Below are 16,441 nucleotides of genomic sequence, written 5' to 3'. Positions count from 1 at the left end.
CGATCACCATGTTGCGGGTGAAATCGACTTCCGGCGCGCGCTGCTGTGGGCGCTGTGTCCGGCCCATAGGGTAGCGAAGGCGGCCGCATCCCTAACGACCACGTTCTTCGGCTGGCTGACCAGCGAGCGGGTGCTGCGCTCAAGCTCCTTTACCACCAGCCGTTCCGGCTTGATGTTGACAAATTCGACCGGCGTGTCGCCGCGCGGCATGGCAACCAGCTGCATCGGCGAACCGACCGCTGCGGTGCAGACCGCGAAGGTGGCCAGGTCGCGCACTTCGTAGCTGACCACGATCCGGTCCGCCCGCGACGCCACCTTGGTCACCTTGACCTGGCGGCAGCCGTTGCTGCCCTCGCCCGCGAACACGCCCACCAGCATATGCGTACTGAAATTCACGCGCGGCATCTCCGGCGCCGGGCTGCGGCCGCGTGCATGCTCGGCCCACAGGCTGGCGAACGCGCCGGCGTCGCGGATCACGACCGTCCTTGGCGCGCGTACGCCGGAGAAGGCATCCTCCGCCAGCGGCGTGAAGGCGATGCTGGCGCCGTCCTGCGGCAGGAAGGCCAGCGGCTCGACCTTGTGGGCGATGCCCAGTCCCAGGTCGTCGCGTTCGAGGTTGGCCAGGATGGTGTCGAACAGGCTGCGCGCCGCGCTGTCCTTGCAGCTGATACGCGGTCCGGCGATGCTGTCCATCGCCTCGCACAGCAGCGCGTCCGGCGTTACACCATACAGGCGCTGGGCGTAGCTGTTATCCGGGCAGTTGCCGGCGCGGTCCCAGAATACCTTCTTGCCGTCGATGACAAACAGGCGGTTGCGCACGCCGGCGCACGCTTCCTCGCGCGCACGGGCGGCGAACAGTTCAGTGGAAACCGGGGCATCATTCGGGGAGGGTTCACCGACCACCACGCCAGGGGAGGCTTGCTGGTCGTGCATGGGGACGGAACCGCCGCCGCAGCCCGCCAGCAAGGCAGCGCCTGCAATCGGCATGGCGCCAAGAAAACGTCCCAGGACCGTCATGATGACACCCCTCCCGCAAAACTGGTGCGCTTGTGGCGCTCCACCGAACACAGAATAAAAAAAGCCCACGACACTTGTCGTATCAGTGGGCAAACGGAAAATCCATGAACATCATCATAACGACCGGCCGGTTTTCATTCCTCCCTGAGATGTAAGGCAATTGTCGTGAATTTGTAATGCACGTAGAAAACGCAGCTCTTATACAATGTCGGTCGGGAGAAAAACTATGTTCTTGGCAACACGGTACGGTGCGGGGCAAGCCAGGCGATCCGGGAGACGGCGCCTGTGAATCGTATTTTCTTCCGCTTCTTCGTGCTGGTGATGCTGTCTATTACCGCCGCCACCTTCGTCATCTACCTCGCCATCACCCGCCTCTTCGGCGATCCGCTCGAGGACATCGCGCGCCGCCAGGCCGCGGCCCAGATCTTCCTGCTTGAGCAGTACGTTGACCAGGCTCCCGCCGACGAATGGCTGACCCGGCTGAACAAGGTGCGCGAGGTGTCCAAGGTGAGGCTCGACCTGGTCCCCCTGATTCAGGCGCGCAAAGAACTGGAACCGGCCCAGATGGGCGCGCTCGACCGCGGCGAGGTGGTGCTGGACGCCGCCAGCAAGTCCTTCTACCGCCGGGTCGACCTCACCGGCCACAAGTACATCGGCAGCGAGGCCGAGGTGATCCACGCGCAGGACCTTCCGATCGATATCGCCCTGGCGCTGGAAATGGAGGCGGTGCGCTATGTCATCGTGGCCCTCGCCCTCCTGATCCCGATCGCGCTGTGGTCGCGCTCCCACTGGCAGGGCTTGCAGGCCCTGTCGAAAGTGGCCGACGATTTCGGCGCCGGCGACCTGTCGGCGCGCGCCCACATGGCGCCCAGCGCCAGCATTTATCCGCTGGCCGAGCGCATCAACCACATGGCGGCACGCATCGAGGGGCTGCTGGACGCCCAGCGCAACCTGCTGCATTCGGTCTCGCACGAACTGCGTACGCCGATCGCCCGGCTCGAGTTCGCGCTGGAACTGCTGCGCGGCGCTGCCGGCGACCCGGCGCTGGAGAAGCGCATCGCGGCGATGGAAGGCGACCTGTCGGAGCTGAACACCCTGGTCGGCGAGCTGCTCAGCATGACGCGGCTGGACAGCCCGCAGTCGCTCCAGCGCGAGCAGTTCGAGCTGGCGCCCGCGCTGGCCGGCTGCGTCGACTCGCTCGACCCGGCCGGCCCGGCGCCGTTGTTTGAACTCGCGCCTGGCCTGGGCAGCATGGAAGGCGACCGCCGCCTGCTGGTGCGCGCGGTCTGCAACGTGATGCGCAACGCCCAGAAGTATGCCCAGTCGCGCGTGGCGCTGGGCGCGCGCCGCACGGCGTCCGGGACGGTGGAGATCGTGGTGGACGACGACGGCCCGGGCATCCCGGCAACGGAACGCACCCGGGTCTTCGAGCCCTTCTACCGCCTCGACCGAAGCCGCGACCGCGCCACCGGCGGCTTCGGGCTCGGCCTGTCGATCGCGCACAAGGCAGTTGGGCTGCATGGCGGCAGCATCGTGGCGGGCGAATCGCCGCTGGGCGGGGCGCGCTTCACGATCACGCTGCCGGGCTAGGCCCCAAACAAAAACTCCGCCGCAGCGGAGTTTTTGACTATTTAGGGGCCGGCTCTTCCGGTCGCAGATGCGTCACGCCATACCAGAGGTTCTCCCACCAGTGCTCGCGCGAGGCGACCAGTTGCAGGCAGGCCTGGTCGACCTCGCCCTTGAAGACGGGGTCGGCGCACTGCTTTGTCATCAGCGCGTTGCGCTGGTTCTCCGCGTTGATCAGTGCGATCGAAACCCAGATCAGCGCGCCGCCCAGGATGACCACCAGCGTCCACGCCACGTGGTTCACATAGCTGGTCTCGAACAGGTCTTCCTCGGCCGGCCGGGAACCGTCGTACATCTTCAACAGCTTTTTTTCTGCTTCTTCACTCATGTTGTTGCGTTGCCTTTCGCGGGTATGCTTCATTCTAATCGCTACAACGGGCATATTCCAGTGCGCCCGGTCCAGCGCCGGCGAACGGCCAAAAAAAACTCCGCCGCAGCGGAGTTTTTGTGGCACGCGACCGGCTTACTTTGCAGCGGCCGGCTTCAGGCCCTTGTCCTTCTGTACCTTGGCGACCAGTGCGTCGGCGACCTGCATGGTTGCCGCCTGCACGGTTCCAGCCATATTGCCCTTGGCTGCCTGGCCGACCATCGATGGCGACGTCATGTAGCGGCCGTCGATCACCAGGGTCGGCACCGAGTCGACCTTGTAGTTGCTCAGCACCTGGGGAATGCGGCGCAGCTTGGACTGCACGCCGAACGAGTTCCAGTATTCGAGGAACTTGGCCTTGTCGACGCCGTTCTTGGCCACCCATTCGATGATCGCGTCGTCGCGGTTCAGGCGCTGGCGCTCGACGTGGAAGGCGCGGAACACTTTCGGATGCATCTCTTCCAGCTTGCCCATCGCTTCCAGCGTCAGGTACAGGTGGGCTTCCGGATCGGCCAGGCCCTGCATCGGCATGTGCACGCGCTTGAATTCGATGTTGTTGCCCTGCTTCTTGACCCATGCGGCCAGGCTCGGCTCGAGCGCATTGCAGGCCGGGCAGTGGTACATGAAGAATTCGATGACTTCCACTTTCTTGCCGGCCGTCTGGACAGGCTGGGGCTGCGCTAGCGTGAGGTATTCGGCGCCGTTGACCGGCGCGGTCGGCGAGGCAAACGCCGCGCTGGCGATCAGGCTTGCGGCAGCAATGGCAAAACGCAGGGAACGCATAAATATCCTTCGTAGTGTAGTTAAGCAACGATCCGGAGGTTACCACTTTTTCGCGGCCTCGGAGGGGCCGCCCCCATTTTTTGCAATTGCTTACCTATTTAACCGGGGCCTTGTCATGTCCTTACATGGCTAGCCCGGACGGCGTTTGCGGGCCGTCTCCAGCCGTTCGCACAACTGGGCGACGCCGTCGGTGATGCGCGGCCCGGCACGCGTCAGCAGTTCGCCGCGTAGGGTGAACAGGTTGCCGCGCGCGACCGCCGTCATGTTGCGGTAGGGCTTCCAAATGGTGATGCCGGCGTCGTCCGGCCCCTGCTGGGCGTCGCCGATCACCGCCTCCGGGTTCAGCTGCAGCACCGCTTCGATACTGACCGCTGGCGCCTTGACCGCCTGGCTGGCGAAGATGTTCTCGCCGCCGCACAGGCGGATCGCGTCGCTGACGATATGGCTGCCGTTCAGCGTGTACAGCGGCCGGTCCCACACCTGGTAGAACACCCGCACCATCGGCCGATTGGCGTAGCGGACGGCAAGCAGCTTGACCCTGTCGCGGAACGCGGCGGCGGCGCGCGCCGCCTCGGGGGCGGTGCCGAGCAGGTCGCCGAAACGGGTCAGGCTGGTGGCCACGCCGTCCAGCGTGCGCGGCTCGCTGTAGAACACCGGGATGCCGAGGCTGCGCAGCTGTTCGAGCTGGCGCGCTGTGTTCCCGCTTTGCCATACGATCAGCAGGTCGGGCTTGAGCGCCACCACCCGTTCCATGTCGATCTGGCTGTCGTTGCCGACCAGCGGGATGCGCTTGGCCTCTTCCGGATAGTCGCTGAAGTTCATGGCGCCGACGATGCGCTTGCCGCCGCCGGCGGCGAACAGCAGCTCGGTCACGTGCGGCGACATCGAGATGATGCGCTGGGCGGGCTTGTCCAGGGTGATGCGGTTTCCCGCGTCGTCGATGACGGTCGGGGTGCGTGCCAGCACGGCCTGCGAAGACAGCATCAAGGCGGCGGCCAGCAGCAGTTTGGTCATGTTCATGTCGTTTTTCGCTTGTTACGTGTTTGCGGGGGCGCTTTCGCCCGCGATGAAAATGGTGCGTTCGCCGTGCCGCAGCGTCTCGATCGGGTGGCCGAGGCACTGGCTCAGTATATGCGGCTGCATCACCTCCGCGGTTGCGCCGGCCAGCCAGCGGCCGTCGCCCATCAGCAATAGCGCATCGGTGGCGACGCTGTGGGCCAGGTTCAGGTCGTGCCCGACCATCACCACGGTCTTGCCCTGTTCGCGGCAAAGGCGCGCCAGCAGGCGCATCACCGACACCTGGTGCGCCAGGTCGAGCGCGTTGGCCGGTTCGTCGAGGAGCATCAGGGGCGTGTCCTGCGCCAGCAATGCGGCGATCGCCACGCGCTGGCGTTCGCCGCCGGACAGGGTGCGCACGTCGCGCCGCGCCAGGTGCAGCACGTCGAGCGCGCGCAAGGCGTTTTCGGCGGCGACATGATCGTCGCTGCCTTCCCAGTAGCGGTCCGCGTGATACGGATGTCGCGCCATCAGCACGGTCTCGATCACTCGGTAGGCAAAAGCGTCGCTGCGCGACTGCGCCAGGAAGGAGCGTTCGCGCGCAAGCTTCGCCACGTCCCACTCGGCCAGCGGCCGGCCGTCAATGGCGACGCTGCCGCCGTCCGGCGAACGCATGCCCGCCAGCGTGCGCAGCAAGGTGCTCTTGCCGGCGCCGTTGCGGCCGATGATGCACCACAGCTGGCCCGGCTCGGCATGCCACGTCAGGCCTTCGAGCAGCACGCGCGCTCCGGCGCGCAGGGTCAGGTCGGTGGTGGCGATCATGGCCGGCGCAGGTGCAGCTGGTGCAGTTGCAGTAAAAAGACCGGCACGCCGATCAGGGAAGTCAGTACGCCTACCGGCAGCTGCTGCGGCGCCAGCACGGTGCGTGCCAGCGTATCGGCCAGCACCAGGAAGGCGCCGCCGGCCACCGTCGCGGCTGGCAGCAGGATACGGTGGTCGGGGCCGAAGGCGTAGCGGCAGGCGTGCGGCACGATCAGGCCCACGAAGCCGATACTGCCCGCGGTGGTCACCGCGCTGGCGGTCAGGATGCCCGAGCAGATGAACAGCGAACGGCGCAGCTTCGCGACGTCGACGCCGAGCGTGGCGGCAGCGTCGGCATGCAGCGCCATCACGTTCAGGCTACGCGCGGAACGCAGGGCGAACAGCAGCGCGCCAGCCAGCACCACCCAAGGCAGCCAGCGCCAGCCGGCGCCGGACAGGTCGCCCACCATCCAGAACACCATGCCGCGCAGGCGCGATTCCGGCGCCACCGACAGCATCAGCGTCACCAGCGCCATGCAGGCCGCGGCCAGGATCACGCCGGTCAGCAGCAGGGTATTCGGGTCGCCCGGCGTGTCGCGCGAGGCGGAGCCGCCCAGGTCGCGCCGCGCCAGCAGGTACAGCAGCGCCGACACGCCGACCGCGCCGCCCAGCGCGCCCAGGTCGACCATCCACAGCGCCGCGCCGCCCAGCAGCGCGGCCAGCGCGCCCACTGCGGCGCCGCTGGAAATGCCCAGCACGTAAGGATCGGCCAGCGGGTTGCGCAGCAGCGCCTGCATCATGACGCCGGCCAGCGACAGCGCCGCGCCGGTCGCGAACGCGGCGCAGGCGCGGCCCAGGCGCAGGTCGAGCAAGGTGGCCTCGATGCCGCCCTCCTCGCCCGACACCAGGCTGGCCAGTGCGAACGGCAGCTTCGAGACTGGGATGCCGACCGAGCCGACCATCGTCGATGCCAACAGAACCGCCAGCGCTGCCGCACCCAGCAGCGCCAGCACCAGGCGGTGGCGCTGCGCGGCTTGCGGCAGGCGGTTCATGCGGCGGCCTTAGAAGTCGTAGCGAACCGAAGCCCGCAACTGGCGGCCATCGCCCGGGTAGATGCCGGCCCGGCACAGGAAGGCATTGCTGTAGTAGTCCTTGTCGGCCAGGTTGAGGCCCGACACCGCAAACTCCCATGGACCCACACGGCGCGCGTAGCGTGCGTCGATGGTGGTGTAGGAAGGGATGCGCGAACCGCAGCTGTTGCTGAAGTCGTTGCCGAAACGCTGGCTGTCGACCCACTGCACGCCGACGTCGGCGCTGTGGCCGCCGGCCGGAACCCACGACAGGCGCGCGCTCAGCACGTTTTTCGGAACCAGCACCATCTCGCGGCCGGCGTTCGGGCCTTCCGTGAATTCGGCCTGCACGTGCTGGTAGCTCGCGTTGACGCGCCAGTCCGCGGCAACGCGCGCCTGCGCGTCGACTTCCACGCCCTGGCGGCGGGTCGGGTCGAGGTTGGTGTTGGCGCCGAAGCCGAAGTTGAGCGTCGGGTCGTAGAAGATCTCGCCGTCGATCGCGTGGCGGAACACGCGCACGCCGGCTTTGGCCTGTTCGGTGCCGTAGGCCGCGCCCACTTCGAGGTCGCGCGAGGTCTGGATGCGGAGCGGGCCGGTGGTGGAACGGAACGCGTTCTCGTCCGAGTTCGGCGCGCGGTAGCTGCGGCCTGCCTTGGCGTGCACGTTCAGCAGCGGCGCCACGTCCATGCTGCCCTGCACTTCCCATGCCGTCTGCGACTGCTTGATGGCCTCATTCATTGGCGGGAAGGCGAGCGGGTCGACGGTCTCCTTGTCGAAACTTTCGCGGCGCACGCCGGCGGACAGGCGGCCGTTGTGGGCGGCGCTCCAGCGGAGCTCGTCGCGCAGGTACAGTGCCTTGGAGTCCTGGGTGGCTTCGGCCGCCGAGAACGACGACGTGGTGTCGCGGCTCCAGCGGATCAGGTCGACGCCGGCCACCAGTTCGTTGAGCATGCCGTCCAGCTGCGTGCGGTGGCGCAGGCGCGGCGAGAACTGGGTCTGGCGGCTGTCATACGACAGGGCCGACGCGCTGGTGCTGCCGCCAAAGGTGAAGTAGTAGGTGGCGGCGGCGGTCTTTTCGCGGTGCGACAGTTCGGCCGCGAGGTCGACGTTGCCAATGCGGTGTTCGACCAGCGCGGTCACGCGGTCGGAATCGAGGCTGCCGAAGTCCAGCGGGGTGGAGGCCCTGCGCGGGTTGGCGTCGAACTGCTGCTGCGTCAGCGAGCCGGGGAACTCCGATTCCTGGCGCGCGCTGTCGAGGCGCAGCGATACGCGGCCGTTGGCGTGCGACCATGCCAGGCCGCCGCTGAAGCTGCGGTTGTCGAAGGCATTGTGGTCGCGGTAGTTGTCGGTCTTGAGGTCGGACACCGATGCGTCGAGCGCGAACGCGCCGAAGCTGTGCGCAGCGCTGGCGCGCAGTTCGCGCAGGCCGAATTGCCCTGCATCAAAGCTGGCCATGCCGCGGCTGCCGTCCTTTTCAGCGCGCTTGGTCACGATCTGGATCACACCGCCGGTCGCCCCGTCGCCGTACAGCACGCTCGCGCCGCCGCGGATGATCTCGATGCGCTCGACCGTCTCGATCGGGATCGTCGACAGGATCGGGCCGCTCAGCTCATTCTCCGACAGGCGCACGCCGTCCAGCACCACCACCATGTTCTGGCTGCTGTTGGAGCCGAAGCCGCGCAGGTCCAGCATGAAGTCGGGCGAGCCGTCCAGGCTCTGGCGGCCGTAGACGCCGCCGATCTTGCGGATCGCCTGGTTGACGTCGGTGACGCCGGCGCGGCGGATCTGGCCCGCGTCGATCACGGTGGCGCCGATCGGCGCCAATGCCGGGTCGCTGGCGAAGCGCGCGCCGGTCACATACACGGTCGGCATGGACTGCTGGGCGACGGCCGGGGCGGCAAAGCAAACGGAAAGGGCGAGGGCAAGCGCGAGCGGCTTTGCAGGTACTGCGGATACGTTCATGGGTCTGTGTTTTTTGTGTGTGAGCATCCAGCTTGCGTCCCCGCAAGCCTGATTCAAAGGACCGCGCGGGCATGCCGGCGAAGTCCACCTGTCCTGGCCGGTATCCGGGCTCGCAAGTCGGACTGCCTCACCTTCCTATGCTCCAGGCACAGTGGTGTTCGAGGCAGCCGGCCACCGGCATGCGGCGGCGCTTGTTTACCGTTGCGGGGGCAGCACACGTTGGCAGGCGGCGCGTAAGCGCGGCCGCGTCGTGTTTCCCGTTTAACTGCCGGCGTGATCACGCCGGCGGGCACCAAAACAGCGATATTATAAACGCAAGCAGGGCTGCCCCATGCCGGAGCGGCGTATTTATACTAAGCTTGACCTATCGACACCGCCCGCGGAACCGTCCCATGCCTGAACGCTTGCCCACCTATTTCCTGTCCCACGGCGGCGGCCCTTGGCCGTTCATGAAGGAGCAGTACGGATCGACCTACGACGTGCTGGAAGCGTCGCTGAAGGACATCCCGCGCCAGGTCGGCGCCAAACCGGCGGCGGTGCTGGTGGTGTCCGGCCACTGGGAGGAGCGCGAATTCACACTGTCGTCGGGGCGCGAGCCGGGCATGATCTACGACTACGGCGGCTTTCCCGCACATACCTACCGGGTGCAGTACAAGGCGCCGGGCGCACCGGAGGTGGCCGAACGCGCGGCGGCGCTGCTGGCCGCGGCGGGCCAGGCCGCCGAACTCGATCCGGTGCGCGGCTTCGACCACGGGACCTTTTCGATGCTGTACCCGGTCTATCCGAAAGCCGACGTGCCCGTGGTCCAGATGGCGCTCAAGCACGGCCTGGATCCCCTGGCCCACCTCGAAGCGGGGCGCGCGCTGGCGCCGCTGCGCGAGGAAGGCGTGCTGATTATCGGCAGCGGCCTGAGTTTCCACAACCTGCGCCAGTTCGGGCCAGCCGGCCGCCAGGCTTCGCATGCATTCGACGCGTGGCTGCGCTTCGCGCTGCTCGACCTGCCGCCGGAACAGCGCACCGCCGCCCTGCTGCACTGGGACCAGGCGCCCTACGCGCGCATGGCCCATCCGAGGGAGGAGCACCTGATACCGCTGCTGGTGGCCTACGGCGCGGCCGAACACGAGCCGGCGGCGCGGGTGTACCACGAGGAGGAGTTTTTCGGGAACCTGGCGGTGTCGAGTTACCGGTTCGGGGAAGCCGCCGCCCCGTGAATCAGGTGCCGCGCTTGCCGCGCGCGTTGCGTTCCGCTTTTTCGGCCGCTGCGGCGGCTGCCTTGGCGGCCTTCGCAGCCATGTCGATCTCATGCTGCGCCAGCCGCGCCGCACGGGTTTCCGGCGTCTCCAGGCTGATGCGGCCCAGCGCGCCGCTGCGGTAATCCTGCAGGAAGGTGTGCGAGGCCTTCTCGAAATCGAGGTCGCCGCCCTTCTGGCGGAAACCGCGGCGCGCGGCCACGCCTTCCACCACCGCGATGCCGTCCATGCCCTCGGTCTTGAAGCCGTAGCGCGCGGCCAGCAGCTGCGGGTAGCGTTCCAGCATTACCTCGGCCAGGAATACCGCCACTTCTTCCTCGATCAGCGCATTCGAGCCGACCGCGTGGCTCGCCGCCAGCATCATGCCGTCGCTGGCCAGCGCGATCTTCGGCCACAGCATGCCCGGCGTGTCGACCAGGATGATGTTCTTGCCGAGGTAGAGCTTCTGCTGGATCTTGGTGACGGCCGGCTCGTCGCCGACCTTGGCCACCTTTTTCTTCAGCAGCGCGTTCATCAGGGTCGACTTGCCGACGTTCGGAATCCCCATGATCATGATGCGCAGCGGCTTGGTCGGCACGCCCCGGTGCGGCGCCAGCGACAGGCACAGCTCCGGGATGCGCGCGACGTCGGCCGGCTTCTTGGTGGTCATCGGGTAGGCGGTGACGCCTTCCTGCGCGTCGTAGTACTCGCTCCATGCCTTGGTGGCGGCGGGATCGGCCAGGTCGACCTTGTTCAGGATTTTCAGGCAGGGGCGCTGGCGGAACAGGCGCAGCTCCTCGACCATCGGGTTGCAGCTCGCCTCGGGCAGGCGCGCGTCCAGCACTTCGATCACCAGGTCGGTGTTCTCCATCTGCTCCGCCGCTTTCTTGCGGGCGGCGTTCATGTGGCCCGGGTACCATTGTATCGACATGCTGCTTCCTAAAAAATCCTGTACGGAACCGCTATTTTACGGCACCGGGGGCGCACTGGCTGGGCGGCTGCGGCACCGACGGGTCGAAATCGGCCAGCGCTTTCCTCGCCAGCGCGACGTCCTTGGCGAATTCGGCCAGGTGGCGGGTGCGCTCCTCGCCGTTCCATTCGGCGTCCGAGAAGCTTTTCGGCGCGTGCGGCTTGCCCGCCACCACCCTGCCTTCCAGCCTCGGCATCAGCGCGCGGTCGGGGTCCGTGTCTTCCTTCAGCAGGTAGCCTTCGACGTCGCGCAGCACCAGCGGCATGGCCGGCGCCTTATCGTGCAGGAGCTTGCCGAACACGGTCAGCCTGACCTCGCCCGGCCCCGCGCGCAGCACGTCATTGAAGGTCGCCAGCGCGAACGGCTTGCCGTTGGCGTCGTCGACCCGGCCGCTGACGATGTAGCGCCCGGCCTGGCGCACATCCGCCTTCAGCACGTACACCAGCGAGCCGTCCTCGATGATCTCGCGCGGCGCCCCCGCCCATGTCGCCGGCACCTCGGGACTATAGATCACGTCGAACAGCACCACGCCGGTACGGCCGGCGGCGCTGTAGCGCACTTCGGTGCGGATGGTGCCGTTGAACTGCGCCAGCCCGGTCTGGGCCGGCGCCAGCACGGCGGCGAAATGGCTGTCGCCCGCGGCCGGATCGGCGCCCAGGCCGTCGTCCGCGAACTGCAACGTGACCTGGGCCGCGGGCCGGCTGGCGCCGAAGGTGACGCCGCGCGCGACCGCGCTGGTGATCACCACCGGCAGCGCCGCGCCCTGCGGGTCGATGGCGCGCAGCGAAAACGCCGCCGCCTCGCCGGCCACCATGAACACGCGCGACTGCGAGGTCTGCACCAGCACCTTCGGGTCGGTGCCGCGCCCGCCTTCGAAGCGCATCGGGTTGGTCTCGACCACCGGGCGGTTCGGGTGCACCTGGTCCGGATGCTCGGCAATCGGCCGCGACGCCAGCGGGTAGACGGTGCTGGCGGCATAGCTGCACCAGGTATGGTCCGCATGCCGCACCTGCTCCGTCAGCAGCCGCAGGCGTTCTTGCCGTTCGCCGGCGGGCGGCGGGATGGCAGGGCCACCCGGCCCGGGTGCAGTCGCAGCTGCCTGCGCGGCCTGCGGCGCCGCCGCAGCCGCGCCGGCGGCAGTAGTCTCGCCGCCGCTGGCGGGCCACAAGGCCAGCGCCAGCACCGCCGCGGCGGCGATGCCGGCTGCCGCCCATGCAAGCGTCGAGCGCTTAGTTGGCACTGTTGACCACCGCCGTGCGCACCACGCCGACGATGCCGCCCCAGTTGCCGTTGGCGTAGTGGTTATGGCTCTCGTTATCGTCGCGGAAGGAGACCGAGTGGAAGCTCCACTTGGCGCTGCCGCCTTCGTTGGCCGCGGTGCCGAGGGTCAGGTCGTTGCAGAACCAGTCGCTCGGGTTGCAGTAGGAGCCACCCGAGCTGCCCGCCACGCCGCCGGTGCTGTGGTAGGCGACCGCCTCGTCGTCCTGGCCCGGCAGGATGCCCGAGTACAGCGTGCCCTTGGCGCCGGCGTACATGTAGAACCACACGTTGGCCGTGTTGTTATGGTTGTACATCGCGCGCGCGGTGGTGGTCTTGAGGTCCTTGACCAGCGGTTCCGACACCGCCCAGGAACCGGCGTCCGACAGCTCCGAGCCGCCGCCCGCGCCCGATGCCGCGCGCACCCACTTGATGTTCCATCCCGTCTGCGAAGTGCCGTCCGAATTGCCGCATACCCCGGCCGAATTGGGGCTGGCGTTTTTCTTCAGGCGCGAGGAGGCGCCGTAGTTGGCCAGGGTGTAGCCCATCATCAGGTCGCCCGCGCTGTGGGTGGCGACGTAGCACCAGTTGGGGCCCGTGCAGAAGCAGTCGAGCGCGTCGCGGATCTTGCCGTTCTGCGAGGAGATGCTGTTGTAGCCGTCCCAGTTCACCGATTTCTTGTTGATGCCCGCGGCCGTCGTGTCCGGGCCCCAGTAGGTAAAGCTGTTGTAGTTGCCGACCACGCCGCCGCCGGTGCGGCCGTTGATCCAGAGGGTGTAGTTGGTGGCGCTGGCGAAGCCTGATACCGCGGTAAGCGACAGGACGAAAAGCGTAACGAAAATGCGCGTGAATCGACTCATTTAATTCTCCTTGTGTGGGAACGCCGGATGAAAAAACGGTGAGACGGGCGATGCGGGATGGGTAAAAATAGAACGACCGTGCTACTGGTCAACAATGAATTTACCGAGCGGATTTATTCGTGTCAATCCGAACGCTCGAGAACGGCAGGAATGTGATTTTATGGAGACAAAACGCCAGACTCAGTCGAGTTCGGCCAACGCCTTGATGTGGGCCACCGCGCTGCGCGCCAGCGCCGACAGGTTATAGCCGCCTTCCAGGCAGCTGACGATGCGGCCCTGCGCGTACTGCTTGGCGACCGCCATCACCTGCTGGGTGATCCAGGCGTAGTCCGCCTCGACCAGGCCCATCTCGCCGATGTCGTCCTCGCGGTGGGCGTCGAAGCCGGCCGAGATGAAGATCATTTCGGGCTTGTGCGCGTGCAGCGCCGGCAGCCACTGCTCCAGCACCAGCTTGCGCACCACGTCGCCCTTGCTGTGCGCGGGCACAGGGATGTTGACCAGGTGGGCGCTGACCGGCTCGACCTCGCTGTAGGGATAGAAGGGATGCTGGAAGAAGCTGGCCATCAGCACGCGCGGGTCGTCGTGGAAGGATTCGGCGGTGCCGTTGCCGTGATGGACGTCGAAATCGATGATGGCCACCCGCTTCAGGCCATGCGACTCGAGCGCGTGGCGCGCCGCGATGGCGACATTGTTGAACAGGCAGAAGCCCATCGGCACGCCGGGCCTTGCGTGGTGGCCTGGCGGGCGGATCGCGCAGAAGGCGTTGTCGATCGCGCCGGCGATGACGGCGTCGGTGGCCGCGACGGCGGCGCCGGCGGCGCGCAGCGCGGCCTTGTAGCTGGATGCGTTGAGCAAGGTGTCGGCGTCGAGCGGATAATATTCGCCCGCATGTGCCGGGACGTTTTCGCGCACCAGCGCGATGGCTTCCAGGCTGTGGTTGCGCGCGATGATCGGCAGCTCGGCCAGCGGCGCTTCACGGCGCTCGACCAGGCCGTCCATGCGCGCCAGGATCAGCTGGTCTTCGATTGCCTGCAGGCGCGCGGGCGACTCGGGGTGCCATTCGCCCATCTCGTGCAGGCTGCAGTCGGGATGGCTGTAAATTGCTGTGCTCATGTTCGTGGTTTCTGTAATGCCGGCGCTTTTAGAACACTGGCTCGGCCGTTCTCGCATAGAATCATTGGTAACGGCTTGCTTGCCGATGACGCCAAAATCGTGTTCCTGATGCCGCTAATCTAACACGCCGCGCGCCATCCCCGCTTGCCGTCGTTACGCTTACAAGGATACTCATGTTCGAAAAACTGCACGCTGTCGCGCGCCAGGTCGGCGAAGTCATCGTCGGCAAGGATCAGCAAGTGCGCCAGGCCCTGACCTGCCTCCTGGCCGGCGGCCACCTGCTCATCGAGGACGTGCCCGGGGTCGGCAAGACCACGCTGGCGCATGCGCTGGCGATCTCGCTGGGGCTGAAATTCAACCGGGTCCAGTTCACCAGCGACCTGCTGCCGGCCGACGTGGCCGGCATCTCGGTGTACGAGCGCGAGAAGAACGGCTTCGTGTTCCATCCCGGCCCGATCTTCACCCAGGTGCTGCTGGCCGACGAAATCAACCGCGCCACGCCCAAGACGCAATCGGGCCTGCTGGAAGCGATGGAGGAGCGCCAGGTGACGGCCGACGGCGTCACGCGCGCCCTGCCCGAGCCCTTCTTCGTGATCGCCACCCAAAACCCGACCCACCAGGTGGGCACCTTCCCGCTGCCCGAGTCGCAGCTCGACCGCTTCCTGATGTGCCTGTCGCTGGGCTACCCGGACGCCGCCGCCGAGCGCGCGCTGCTGCTGGGCGATGACAGGCGCAGCATGCTCAAGACGCTGCCGGCCGCGATGCAGCCTGCGGAGCTGGCAGCTGCCCAGCAGGCGCTGCGCCAGATCCATACCTCGCCGGCGCTGGTCGACTACGTGCAGGCGCTGGCGCAGGCCTCGCGCCGCGACGGCCTGTTTGCCGAGGGCCTGTCGCCGCGCGCCGCGATCGCGCTGCTGCAGGCGGCGCGCGCCTGGGCTGCGCTGGAAGGCCGCGACCACGTGATTCCCGAGGACGTGCAGGCGGTGCTGGTGCCGGTCTGCGCGCACCGCCTGCGGCCGCTGAAATCGGCGCACGGGATGGCGCTGGCCAGCCGCGACCTGGTGCTGCAGCTGCAGAAATCCGTCCCGGTCTGAGGCCGATGCCGCCCGAGCTGACACAGCTTATACGCCGCAAGACCGGCCGCTGGGTGTTTCGCCGCACCGGCGTCGAGAACGGCGAGGTGCTGCTGGTGCAGCGCCGCGTGTTTATCCTGCCCACCGGCGCCGGCATGGGCTTCTGCGCGCTGCTTTTGCTGCTGCTGGTCGGCTCGATCAACTACAACCTCGGCCTCGGTTTCGCACTGACCTTCCTGGCCGCCACCTGCTGGGTGGCCGACATCTGGTTCACCTACCGCAACCTGGCGCAGCTGCGCCTGCGCCTGGGGCGGGTGCCGCCGGTGTTCGCGGGCGAGCTGGCGCAGCTGGAACTGCGTTTGCTGAACCGCACCCGCCTGGACCGCTACGCGGTGTGGGTCGATTTCGACCCGGCGCCGGAAGTGCGCCACGTGACCGACGTGGCGGCCGCCGGCAGCGCCGTGGTCACGCTGACCCTGCCGACCGCTGCGCGCGGCTGGCTGGCGGCGCCGCGGGTGCGGCTCGACACCCGTTTCCCGCTCGGCCTGTTCCGCGCCTGGAGCTACTGGCGGCCGGACGCTCGCGTGCTGGTCTACCCCTTCCCCGAAGAGACGGCGCCACCACTGCCGGTCGGCGGCGCTGCCAGCGTGGACGGCATCGGCCACGCCGGCGACGACAATTTCGCCGGCATCCGCAGCTACCAGCCGGGCGACGCGCTGCGCCACCTGGCCTGGCGCCAGATCGCGCGCCTGGACCCGGCCTACGGCGGCCAGCTGGCGACCAAGCATTTCGAGGGCGGCGGGCGCGACGAGCTGGTGCTCGACTTCGACGCGATGCCCACCTTCGTGGACCTGGAACTGCGGCTGTCGCGCATGGCGCGCTGGGTGCTGGACGCCGAAAAGCGCGGCCTGCCCTACGCCTTCCGCATCGACGGGCGGCGCTTCGGCGCGGCCAGTGGCGACGCCCATCGCGCCGCCTGCCTGCGCGCGCTGGCCCTGTACGGCATCGCGGAGGACGAATGAGCCGCCCGCTGTCCGCGCTGGCGCTGAAGCTCACGCGCGACAAATCCGACACCCTGCTGCTGCTCGGCGCTGCGCTGATGGTGCTGGCGCCGCATGCGCTGCACCTGCCGGCGTGGGTGTCGCTGGCCTGCGGCGCCACGCTGCTGTGGCGCGCTACCTTGACGTTCCGCGGCACCCGCATGCCGCCCGGCCTGCTGCTGCTGCCGCTGTCGCTGGCCGCCATGGGCGGCGTGTTCGCCACTTTCCACACGGTGCTCGGGCGCGACGCCGGGGTGGCGATGCTGGTGCTGCTGGT

At 67.7% G+C, this 16,441-nt stretch carries 15 protein-coding genes, 1 pseudogene and 1 riboswitch; of the genes and pseudogenes, 5 read left to right on the top strand and 11 right to left on the bottom strand.

What is annotated here, in order from left to right; all coding sequences use genetic code 11:
- Positions 1-3: 3 nt before the first annotated feature.
- Complete coding sequence (locus D3872_RS14625; RefSeq protein WP_147373889.1) at positions 4-1,017, bottom strand: hypothetical protein; 1,014 nt, start codon at positions 1,015-1,017, stop codon at positions 4-6.
- 285 nt (positions 1,018-1,302) lie between these two features.
- On the opposite strand from D3872_RS14625, the gene D3872_RS14620 reads away from it, so the two are divergent.
- Positions 1,303-2,607 carry an ATP-binding protein gene (locus D3872_RS14620; protein WP_119811494.1) on the top strand — a complete coding sequence of 435 codons (1,305 nt, stop codon included), beginning with the start codon at positions 1,303-1,305 and terminating at the stop codon, positions 2,605-2,607.
- Positions 2,608-2,644: 37 nt separating this feature from the next.
- Here D3872_RS14620 and D3872_RS14615 read toward each other — a convergent pair whose 3' ends face one another.
- From D3872_RS14615 to D3872_RS14590, 6 genes are all read right to left on the bottom strand, one after another.
- Positions 2,645-2,971 carry a hypothetical protein gene (locus D3872_RS14615; protein WP_119811550.1) on the bottom strand — a complete coding sequence of 109 codons (327 nt, stop codon included), beginning with the start codon at positions 2,969-2,971 and terminating at the stop codon, positions 2,645-2,647.
- A 135-nt stretch (positions 2,972-3,106) separates the two neighbouring features.
- Positions 3,107-3,793: a thiol:disulfide interchange protein DsbA/DsbL gene (locus D3872_RS14610; RefSeq protein ID WP_119811493.1), complete on the bottom strand. Its 687-nt coding sequence runs from the start codon at positions 3,791-3,793 to the stop codon at positions 3,107-3,109.
- Positions 3,794-3,922: 129 nt separating this feature from the next.
- Complete coding sequence (locus tag D3872_RS14605; RefSeq protein ID WP_119811549.1) at positions 3,923-4,807, bottom strand: cobalamin-binding protein; 885 nt, start codon at positions 4,805-4,807, stop codon at positions 3,923-3,925.
- A gap of 21 nt (positions 4,808-4,828) precedes the next feature.
- The gene (locus D3872_RS14600; RefSeq protein ID WP_119811492.1) at positions 4,829-5,611 is read right to left on the bottom strand and encodes an ABC transporter ATP-binding protein; all 783 of its coding nucleotides are present in this window, start codon (positions 5,609-5,611) and stop codon (positions 4,829-4,831) included.
- Positions 5,608-6,642 (bottom strand): FecCD family ABC transporter permease, encoded by a 1,035-nt coding sequence (locus tag D3872_RS14595; RefSeq protein ID WP_119811491.1) that lies wholly within the window; start codon positions 6,640-6,642, stop codon positions 5,608-5,610. Before D3872_RS14595 ends, D3872_RS14600 begins: the two co-directional genes overlap by 4 nt.
- A gap of 9 nt (positions 6,643-6,651) precedes the next feature.
- Positions 6,652-8,622: a TonB-dependent receptor family protein gene (locus D3872_RS14590; RefSeq protein WP_119811490.1), complete on the bottom strand. Its 1,971-nt coding sequence runs from the start codon at positions 8,620-8,622 to the stop codon at positions 6,652-6,654.
- A gap of 78 nt (positions 8,623-8,700) precedes the next feature.
- A riboswitch (cobalamin riboswitch) is annotated at positions 8,701-8,934 on the bottom strand.
- Between the two features lie 80 nt (positions 8,935-9,014).
- Here D3872_RS14590 and D3872_RS14585 point away from each other — a divergent pair.
- Positions 9,015-9,833 carry a DODA-type extradiol aromatic ring-opening family dioxygenase gene (locus D3872_RS14585; protein WP_119811489.1) on the top strand — a complete coding sequence of 273 codons (819 nt, stop codon included), beginning with the start codon at positions 9,015-9,017 and terminating at the stop codon, positions 9,831-9,833.
- 1 nt (position 9,834) lies between these two features.
- Here the strand turns inward: D3872_RS14585 and ylqF are convergent, their stop codons facing one another.
- The 4 genes from ylqF to D3872_RS14565 all read right to left on the bottom strand — a co-directional run bounded on the left by ylqF (position 9,835) and on the right by D3872_RS14565 (position 14,051).
- The gene (gene ylqF, locus D3872_RS14580; protein WP_229459341.1) at positions 9,835-10,755 is read right to left on the bottom strand and encodes a ribosome biogenesis GTPase YlqF; all 921 of its coding nucleotides are present in this window, start codon (positions 10,753-10,755) and stop codon (positions 9,835-9,837) included.
- Positions 10,756-10,813: 58 nt separating this feature from the next.
- Positions 10,814-12,061, bottom strand: coding sequence for a choice-of-anchor X domain-containing protein (locus D3872_RS14575; RefSeq protein ID WP_119811487.1), 1,248 nt, complete (start codon positions 12,059-12,061; stop codon positions 10,814-10,816).
- Complete coding sequence (locus D3872_RS14570) at positions 12,051-12,938, bottom strand: hypothetical protein (protein ID WP_119809738.1); 888 nt, start codon at positions 12,936-12,938, stop codon at positions 12,051-12,053. The genes D3872_RS14575 and D3872_RS14570 overlap by 11 nt, the downstream gene beginning before the upstream one ends.
- A 180-nt stretch (positions 12,939-13,118) precedes the next feature.
- Positions 13,119-14,051 carry a histone deacetylase family protein gene (locus D3872_RS14565; RefSeq protein ID WP_119811486.1) on the bottom strand — a complete coding sequence of 311 codons (933 nt, stop codon included), beginning with the start codon at positions 14,049-14,051 and terminating at the stop codon, positions 13,119-13,121.
- 173 nt (positions 14,052-14,224) lie between these two features.
- Between D3872_RS14565 and D3872_RS14560 the strand changes: the two genes are divergently transcribed.
- From D3872_RS14560 to D3872_RS14550, 3 genes and pseudogenes are all read left to right on the top strand, one after another.
- Positions 14,225-15,145, top strand: a complete 921-nt coding sequence (locus D3872_RS14560) for an AAA family ATPase (RefSeq protein ID WP_119811485.1) — start codon at positions 14,225-14,227, stop codon at positions 15,143-15,145.
- A 5-nt stretch (positions 15,146-15,150) separates the two neighbouring features.
- Positions 15,151-16,146, top strand: coding sequence for a DUF58 domain-containing protein (locus tag D3872_RS14555; RefSeq protein WP_119811484.1), 996 nt, complete (start codon positions 15,151-15,153; stop codon positions 16,144-16,146).
- Positions 16,143-16,441 (top strand): annotated as a pseudogene (locus D3872_RS14550) (transglutaminaseTgpA domain-containing protein); the annotation flags it as partial. The gene D3872_RS14555 and the pseudogene D3872_RS14550, both read left to right, overlap by 4 nt.

The organism is Massilia cavernae, from assembly GCF_003590855.1.
Lineage (GTDB): Bacteria > Pseudomonadota > Gammaproteobacteria > Burkholderiales > Burkholderiaceae_D > Telluria_A > Telluria_A cavernae.
This window is presented reverse-complemented; position numbering and strand designations above follow the sequence as displayed.